Annotated in this window: 12 protein-coding genes and 1 pseudogene; all 13 read right to left on the bottom strand. The window is 58.8% G+C overall.

Annotated elements, in window-relative coordinates; genetic code table 11:
* On the bottom strand, window positions 1-500 hold a 500-nt coding region (locus ABYB95_RS15040), incomplete at its 3' end, for a peroxiredoxin (RefSeq protein ID WP_372659382.1).
* Between the two features lie 142 nt (window positions 501-642).
* Window positions 643-912, bottom strand: coding sequence for a 30S ribosomal protein S17 (gene rpsQ / locus ABYB95_RS15035; RefSeq protein WP_372659381.1), 270 nt, complete (start codon window positions 910-912; stop codon window positions 643-645).
* A gap of 11 nt (window positions 913-923) precedes the next feature.
* Window positions 924-1,130 carry a 50S ribosomal protein L29 gene (gene rpmC / locus ABYB95_RS15030; RefSeq protein WP_372659380.1) on the bottom strand — a complete coding sequence of 69 codons (207 nt, stop codon included), beginning with the start codon at window positions 1,128-1,130 and terminating at the stop codon, window positions 924-926.
* Window positions 1,131-1,147: 17 nt separating this feature from the next.
* Window positions 1,148-1,564, bottom strand: a complete 417-nt coding sequence (rplP, locus tag ABYB95_RS15025; RefSeq protein ID WP_372659379.1) for a 50S ribosomal protein L16 — start codon at window positions 1,562-1,564, stop codon at window positions 1,148-1,150.
* A gap of 2 nt (window positions 1,565-1,566) precedes the next feature.
* Window positions 1,567-2,448, bottom strand: a complete 882-nt coding sequence (gene rpsC, locus ABYB95_RS15020; RefSeq protein WP_372659378.1) for a 30S ribosomal protein S3 — start codon at window positions 2,446-2,448, stop codon at window positions 1,567-1,569.
* Between the two features lie 14 nt (window positions 2,449-2,462).
* Window positions 2,463-2,798 (bottom strand): 50S ribosomal protein L22, encoded by a 336-nt coding sequence (gene rplV / locus ABYB95_RS15015; RefSeq protein WP_372659377.1) that lies wholly within the window; start codon window positions 2,796-2,798, stop codon window positions 2,463-2,465.
* 9 nt (window positions 2,799-2,807) lie between these two features.
* Window positions 2,808-3,083 (bottom strand): 30S ribosomal protein S19, encoded by a 276-nt coding sequence (rpsS, locus tag ABYB95_RS15010; protein ID WP_372659376.1) that lies wholly within the window; start codon window positions 3,081-3,083, stop codon window positions 2,808-2,810.
* Window positions 3,084-3,095: 12 nt separating this feature from the next.
* Complete coding sequence (rplB, locus tag ABYB95_RS15005; protein WP_372659375.1) at window positions 3,096-3,920, bottom strand: 50S ribosomal protein L2; 825 nt, start codon at window positions 3,918-3,920, stop codon at window positions 3,096-3,098.
* 2 nt (window positions 3,921-3,922) lie between these two features.
* Complete coding sequence (rplW, locus tag ABYB95_RS15000; RefSeq protein WP_372659374.1) at window positions 3,923-4,234, bottom strand: 50S ribosomal protein L23; 312 nt, start codon at window positions 4,232-4,234, stop codon at window positions 3,923-3,925.
* Window positions 4,231-4,851, bottom strand: a complete 621-nt coding sequence (rplD, locus tag ABYB95_RS14995; RefSeq protein WP_372659373.1) for a 50S ribosomal protein L4 — start codon at window positions 4,849-4,851, stop codon at window positions 4,231-4,233. Before rplD ends, rplW begins: the two co-directional genes overlap by 4 nt.
* Window positions 4,851-5,516 carry a 50S ribosomal protein L3 gene (gene rplC / locus ABYB95_RS14990; protein ID WP_372659383.1) on the bottom strand — a complete coding sequence of 222 codons (666 nt, stop codon included), beginning with the start codon at window positions 5,514-5,516 and terminating at the stop codon, window positions 4,851-4,853. The genes rplD and rplC overlap by 1 nt, the downstream gene beginning before the upstream one ends.
* A 214-nt stretch (window positions 5,517-5,730) precedes the next feature.
* The gene (gene rpsJ / locus ABYB95_RS14985; RefSeq protein WP_372659372.1) at window positions 5,731-6,045 is read right to left on the bottom strand and encodes a 30S ribosomal protein S10; all 315 of its coding nucleotides are present in this window, start codon (window positions 6,043-6,045) and stop codon (window positions 5,731-5,733) included.
* A gap of 70 nt (window positions 6,046-6,115) precedes the next feature.
* Window positions 6,116-6,215 (bottom strand): annotated as a pseudogene (locus tag ABYB95_RS14980) (elongation factor Tu); the annotation flags it as partial.

Genomic DNA, 6,215 nt, shown 5'->3' with positions numbered 1-6,215 from the left:
TTGGCTTGTGCCAGCAAAGTCTCGGCGTCGCTGACCTCGAACTTGCCCGGGCCTTCGATGTTCAGGCTCTTGACCACACCGTCCTGGATCAGCATCGAGTAGCGGTTGCTGCGCAAGCCCAGGCCCTTCCCCGTCAGATCCAGCGTCAAACCCGTGGCCTTGGCGAACTCGGCGTCGCCGTCGCCCAACATGCGCACCTTGTCGCCGGTCTTTTGGTCACGCGCCCATGCGCCCATCACGAACGCGTCGTTCACGCTGACACACCAGATTTCGTCGACCCCGGCGGCTTTGAACTCGGCGTGTTTCTCCACAAAACCGGGCACATGCTTGGCCGAACAGGTGGGTGTGAAAGCGCCCGGCAAAGCAAACAAGGCGATCGTCTTGCCCGCCGTCACCACCTGGGTCTCGACGGGGTTGGGGCCGATGCTGCAACCATTGCCTTCAACTTCGCTGTACTCCATCAATTTGACAGCTGGAACCTTGTCGCCTACTTTGATCATGAAAAATCCTCTTTAAGTGTTGGCCCGCAAGCCGTTGGGTGACACCCTGCTCATCAGGGTTGAAAACAAGCGCAAAAAACAAAAAAGCGACCTACATTGTCGGTCGCTTTTTTGGGTTGCGCCGGAGGGCGCAACAACAGGCTTACACCAGTGCGGCTTTTTGCACCAGGCGCGTGGCCACCCAATTTTTGGTCTTGGACAGTGGACGGCTTTCGGTGATTTCAATCAGGTCACCCAGTTTGAATTCGCCGTTTTCGTCGTGCGCATGGTATTTGCTCGACTTGCCCACGATCTTGTTGTAGAGCGCGTGCTTCACGCGGCGCTCCACCAAGACCGTCACGGTCTTGAGACGCTTGTCGCTGACCACCTTGCCAACCAAGGTGCGCTTGAGGGATGTTTTAGCTTCCGTCATGGTTCCGCTCCTTATTTGTCGGCAGCCGCTGCACGCTGCTTCTCGACCAGAATGGTCTTGGCACGTGCAATCGCGCGGCGGGTATCACCGAGCGTGGCATTGTTGTTGAGTTGTTGCGTGGCTTTTTGCATGCGCAGGCCGAAATGGGCCTTTTGCAGCGATTTCACTTCGGCTTCGAGGCCGGCCACGTCTTTCTGGCGCAATTCAGTTGTTTTCATATGCATGTTCTCCTGAATCACTGACCCAGCAAGCGCGCAACGAACGTGGTGCGCAACGGAAGTTTGGCGGCGGCAAGCTTGAAGGCTTCACGGGCCAACTCTTCGGGCACGCCCACGATTTCGTAGAGCACTTTACCCGGCTGAATTTCAGCCACGTAGTACTCAACAGAACCCTTGCCGTTGCCCATACGGACTTCGGCAGGTTTGTTCGAAATCGGCTTGTCCGGGAACACGCGGATCCAGATACGGCCGCCACGCTTGACGTGACGCGAAATGGCACGGCGTGCCGATTCAATCTGACGAGCTGTCAGACGACCGCGGTCGGTGGACTTCAGACCGAAGTCACCGAACGCCACGGTATTGCCGGTGGTGGCAATGCCCGTGTTGCGGCCTTTTTGCTCTTTACGGTACTTGCGACGAGCAGGTTGCAACATGTTTATTCTCCTTTGCCGTCCGCAGCTGCAGATGCGGGCGCGGCGTCTTTGCGTACGCGCTTAACGGCTGGTTTGGTTTCGGTGTCGGTCGCTTCGGCAGGCTTGTCGCTGCCATCGGCAGGCGCGGCATTGCCACCGGTGGGGCGGCGCACAGCGGCACGTGCGGCTGGGCCGGCGGGACGCTCACGACGCGGGCCACGTGGGCGACGCTCTTCTTCTGGACGGGGCGTGTCGGCGGCCAAAGGTCCGTCGTTGCGACCCAGGTTGTCACCCTTGTAGACCCAGACCTTGACACCGATGATGCCGTAGGTGGTCTTGGCTTCCGAGGTGCCGTAGTCGATGTCGGCGCGCAAGGTGTGGAGCGGCACGCGGCCTTCGCGGTACCACTCGCAACGTGCGATCTCGATACCGTTCAGACGACCGGACGACATGATCTTGATGCCCTGGGCACCCAGACGCATGGCGTTTTGCATCGCGCGCTTCATGGCGCGGCGGAACATGATCCGCTTCTCCAACTGCTGCGTGATGCTGTCGGCGATCAGCTTGGCATCGATTTCGGGCTTGCGCACTTCTTCGATGTTGACCGCAACCGGCACGCCCAACTTGGCGGCCAATTCCTTCTTCAGCTTCTCGATGTCCTCGCCCTTCTTGCCGATCACCACGCCCGGACGAGCCGAGTAAATGGTGATGCGTGCGTTCTTGGCAGGGCGCTCGATCACGACGCGCGAAACGGCGGCGTTCTTCAGCTTGCCCTTGAGGTACTCGCGCACCTTGATGTCTTCGGCGAGCATGCCGGCGAAGTCACGGTTGCTGGCGTACCAGCGGCTGGCCCAGTTGCGGGAAATCGCAAGGCGAAACCCGGTCGGGTTGATTTTCTGTCCCATATCCTGTGACCTCTTCAGTTGCCAACTGTCACATAAATGTGGCAGGTGGGCTTGCTGATACGGTTGCCGCGGCCTTTGGCGCGTGCAGAGAAACGCTTGAGCGTCGTGCCTTGTTCCACGTAGATTGTTTTGACAAACAATTCGTCGATGTCGGCGCCGTCGTTGTGTTCGGCGTTGGCGATGGCAGAGTCAAGGGCTTTCTTGACGATGCCGGCGGCTTTCTTCTGCGTGAAGGCCAGGATGTTGAGAGCCTGGTCGACCTTCTTGCCACGAATCAGGTCGGCGACCAGTCGGCCTTTGTCCACCGACAAGCGCACGCCGCGAACGACAGAGCGGGTTTCTGTACTCATGGTAGATCCTTACTTCTTCGCTTTTTTGTCAGCCGGATGGCCTTTGAACGTACGCGTCAGCGAGAACTCGCCGAGCTTGTGTCCAACCATCTGATCGGTGATGTAAACAGGCACGTGCTGCTTGCCGTTGTGAACGGCGATGGTCAGACCGATGAAATCGGGCAGAACCATGGAGCGACGCGACCAGGTCTTGACGGGTTTTTTGTCCTTGATGGACTGCGCCTTCTCCACCTTGGCCATCAGATGATGGTCAACGAAAGGGCCTTTTTTCAGTGAACGACTCATTTTGTCAGCCCTTTACTTTTTGCGACGCGAGACGATCATCGACTGCGTGCGGCGGTTGTTGCGGGTGCGGTAGCCCTTGGTCAGGTTGCCCCATGGATCCACTGGTGCACGGCCTTCGCCGGTCTTGCCTTCGCCGCCACCGTGTGGGTGATCGACGGGGTTCATGGCAGTACCACGCACGGTTGGGCGGATACCCATGTGACGCTTGACACCGGCTTTACCCAGTTGACGCAGGCTGTGTTCCTGGTTGGACACTTCACCAATGGTGGCGCGGCAATCCACGTGGATCTTGCGCACTTCACCCGAGCGCATACGCACCTGGGCGTAAATGCCTTCGCGGGCCAGCAGCACAGCAGAAGCGCCGGCGGAGCGGGCGATTTGGGCGCCTTTACCGATCTGGAGCTCGATGCAGTGGATGGTGGAACCCACAGGGATGTTGCGGATGGGCAGCGTATTGCCGACGCGGATCGGAGACTCCGAACCGGACATCAGGGTCGCGCCCACTTCTACGTTGCGCGGCGCAATGATGTAGCGGCGCTCACCATCTGCGTAGCACACCAGTGCAATGTGTGCCGTGCGGTTTGGGTCGTATTCGATACGCTCGACCTTGGCCGGGATACCGTCCTTGTTGCGACGGAAATCGACCACACGGTAGTGGTGCTTGTGACCACCGCCTTTGTGGCGGGTGGTGATGTGACCGTTGTTGTTGCGGCCGGCTTTCTGGAACTGGGGTTCCAGCAGCGGCGCAAAACCTTCACCTTTGTGCAGGTGGTCACGCGTCACCTTCACCATGCCGCGACGGCCTGGTGAGGTGGGTTTCATTTTGATGACTGCCATGATTAAGCCTCCCCACCGAAGTTCAGCTCTTGACCCGGCATCAGGGTCACATAAGCTTTACGGACATGGTCGCGGCGACCAATGGTCTTGCCGAAACGCTTGGCTTTGCCCTTTTGGTTGAGCACAGCCACGCCCTTGACCTGCACCTTGAACATCAGTTCAACGGCGGCTTTGATCTCGGGCTTGGATGCGTCGCGCAACACCTTGAACAGCACCGCGTTGGTCTGCTCGGCAACCTGGGTGGCCTTTTCGGACACGATCGGTGCCACGAGCACCTGCATCAAGCGGCCTTCGTCGTATTTTGTGACGTTCATGCGAACATCTCCTTCAACTGCTCGATGGCTGCCTTCGTGACAATCACCTTCTTGTAGTGCACCAGCGACACCGGATCGGCGTAACGCGGTTCAACCACCAGAATGTTTGGCAGATTGCGCGATGCCAGGTACAGGTTCTCGTCCACTTCTTCAGCGATCACCAGGACCGACTGCAGATTCATGGCTTTGAACTTGTCAGCGAGCTGCTTGGTCTTGGGCGAATCCACTTTCATGGAATCGACCACGGACAAACGGCCTTCACGCACCAGTTGCGAGAAGATGGACGCCATGCCGGCGCGGTACATCTTCTTGTTCAGCTTCTGGGTGAAGTTTTCATCGGGGCTGTTCGGGAAAATCCGACCGCCCCCACGCCACAGCGGAGAAGACGTCATACCGGCGCGGGCGCGGCCCGTGCCTTTTTGCTTGAACGGCTTCTTGGTCGAGTGCTTGACCATTTGGCGGTCTTTTTGCGCACGCGTACCCTGGCGGGCATTGGCCTGATAGGCCACCACCAGTTGGTGGATCAGCGATTCGTTGTAATCGCGACCAAACACGGTTTCGGGCACGTCCACATTGGACGAAGCCAGACCTTGGTCGTTCAGGAGTTCAACTTGCATCAGTTTGCTCCTTTGGCCTTGATGGCGGGACGAACGGTTACGAAACCGCCCTTGGAACCCGGCACAGCGCCTTTGATCATCAACAGTTGACGCGCTTCGTCCACGCGGACAACGTCCAGATTTTGGGTGGTGACGGTCTCGTCGCCCATGTGGCCGGTCATGCGCTTGCCCGGAAACACGCGGCCCGGATCCTGCGCCATACCGATAGAGCCAGGCACATTGTGCGAGCGGCTGTTACCGTGCGACGCGCGTTGCGAACGCATGTTGTGGCGCTTGATGGTGCCGGCGAAACCTTTACCGATGGAGGTTCCCTGCACGTCGACCTTTTGGCCAACCGCAAACACCACGTTGGCGGGCACCACAGCACCCATGGGGTACTGAGCAGCCACGTCCGAGGCGACACGGAATTCCTGGATGATTTCACCCGCTTCGACACCGGCCTTGGCCAGGTGGCCTGCAGCAGGCTTGGTGACGCGGGAAGCGCGGCGGGCACCAAAGGTGACCTGCAACGCATCGTAGCCATCGTTGGCCAGCGTTTTGACTTGTGTCACACGGTTGTTGGACACGTCGACCACCGTCACAGGGATTGAATCCCCTTCGTCGGTGAACAGGCGCATCATGCCTACCTTGCGACCCAACAACCCGAGGGAGTTGCTAAGACTCATTGTTTTCTCCGTTCCCGACTGCAATTGGCCGGGGCTGATGATGCACCGAGAGCCCCAAGAGGCTTCGGTGCGTTTAATTGGTGCAACACAAAGCCGCACCGGCAAAAATCAAACCTTCTCCGGCCAATAGTCGGAAAAGCCTGCCAGTATAACCGACTGGCTTGGGCTGCGCAAGCCCGAAGGGACTTTCACCCCTCCTGGCCGACGATCCCTCTTACTGCAACTTGATTTCGACGTCCACGCCAGCTGGCAAGTCCAGCTTCATCAACGCGTCCACCGTTTTATCGGTGGGGTCGACGATGTCCATCAGGCGCTGGTGGGTGCGGATCTCGAGTTGGTCGCGGCTGGTCTTGTTGACGTGTGGCGAACGCAGAATGTCGAAGCGCTTCATGCGGGTCGGCAGAGGCACGGGGCCTTTGACAATGGCACCGGTGCGCTTGGCGGTTTCCACGATTTCGGCAGCCGAGGTGTCGATCAGTTTGTAGTCGAACGCCTTGAGGCGGATACGGATTTTTTGCTTGGCGGACATGGTAATTCCTGTGTTTGTTCAATCGGTTGAGGGGCGGCCCATGAAGAACCGCCGCTCAAACAAATTGGATTTACGCGATGATCTTGGCCACGACACCGGCGCCGACGGTACGACCGCCCTCGCGGATGGCGAAACGCAGACCTTCTTCCATGGCGATGGGGTTGATCAGC

The sequence above is a fragment of the Hydrogenophaga sp. genome, from assembly GCF_041633695.1.
GTDB lineage: Bacteria > Pseudomonadota > Gammaproteobacteria > Burkholderiales > Burkholderiaceae_C > Hydrogenophaga.
The sequence above is the reverse complement of the archived record's forward strand: the minus strand, read 5'-3'. Positions and strand labels throughout refer to the sequence as shown.

Coding starts and splice junctions, on each gene's coding strand:
- rplB (WP_372659375.1), bottom strand. CDS start 3,920: ATGGCAGTCATCAAAATGAAACCCACCTCACCAGGCCGTCGCGGCATG.
- rplW (WP_372659374.1), bottom strand. CDS start 4,234: ATGAACGTCACAAAATACGACGAAGGCCGCTTGATGCAGGTGCTCGTG.
- rpsS (WP_372659376.1), bottom strand. CDS start 3,083: ATGAGTCGTTCACTGAAAAAAGGCCCTTTCGTTGACCATCATCTGATG.
- rpmC (WP_372659380.1), bottom strand. CDS start 1,130: ATGAAAACAACTGAATTGCGCCAGAAAGACGTGGCCGGCCTCGAAGCC.
- rpsQ (WP_372659381.1), bottom strand. CDS start 912: ATGACGGAAGCTAAAACATCCCTCAAGCGCACCTTGGTTGGCAAGGTG.
- rplV (WP_372659377.1), bottom strand. CDS start 2,798: ATGAGTACAGAAACCCGCTCTGTCGTTCGCGGCGTGCGCTTGTCGGTG.
- rpsC (WP_372659378.1), bottom strand. CDS start 2,448: ATGGGACAGAAAATCAACCCGACCGGGTTTCGCCTTGCGATTTCCCGC.
- rplC (WP_372659383.1), bottom strand. CDS start 5,516: ATGAGTCTTAGCAACTCCCTCGGGTTGTTGGGTCGCAAGGTAGGCATG.
- rplP (WP_372659379.1), bottom strand. CDS start 1,564: ATGTTGCAACCTGCTCGTCGCAAGTACCGTAAAGAGCAAAAAGGCCGC.
- rplD (WP_372659373.1), bottom strand. CDS start 4,851: ATGCAAGTTGAACTCCTGAACGACCAAGGTCTGGCTTCGTCCAATGTG.
- rpsJ (WP_372659372.1), bottom strand. CDS start 6,045: ATGTCCGCCAAGCAAAAAATCCGTATCCGCCTCAAGGCGTTCGACTAC.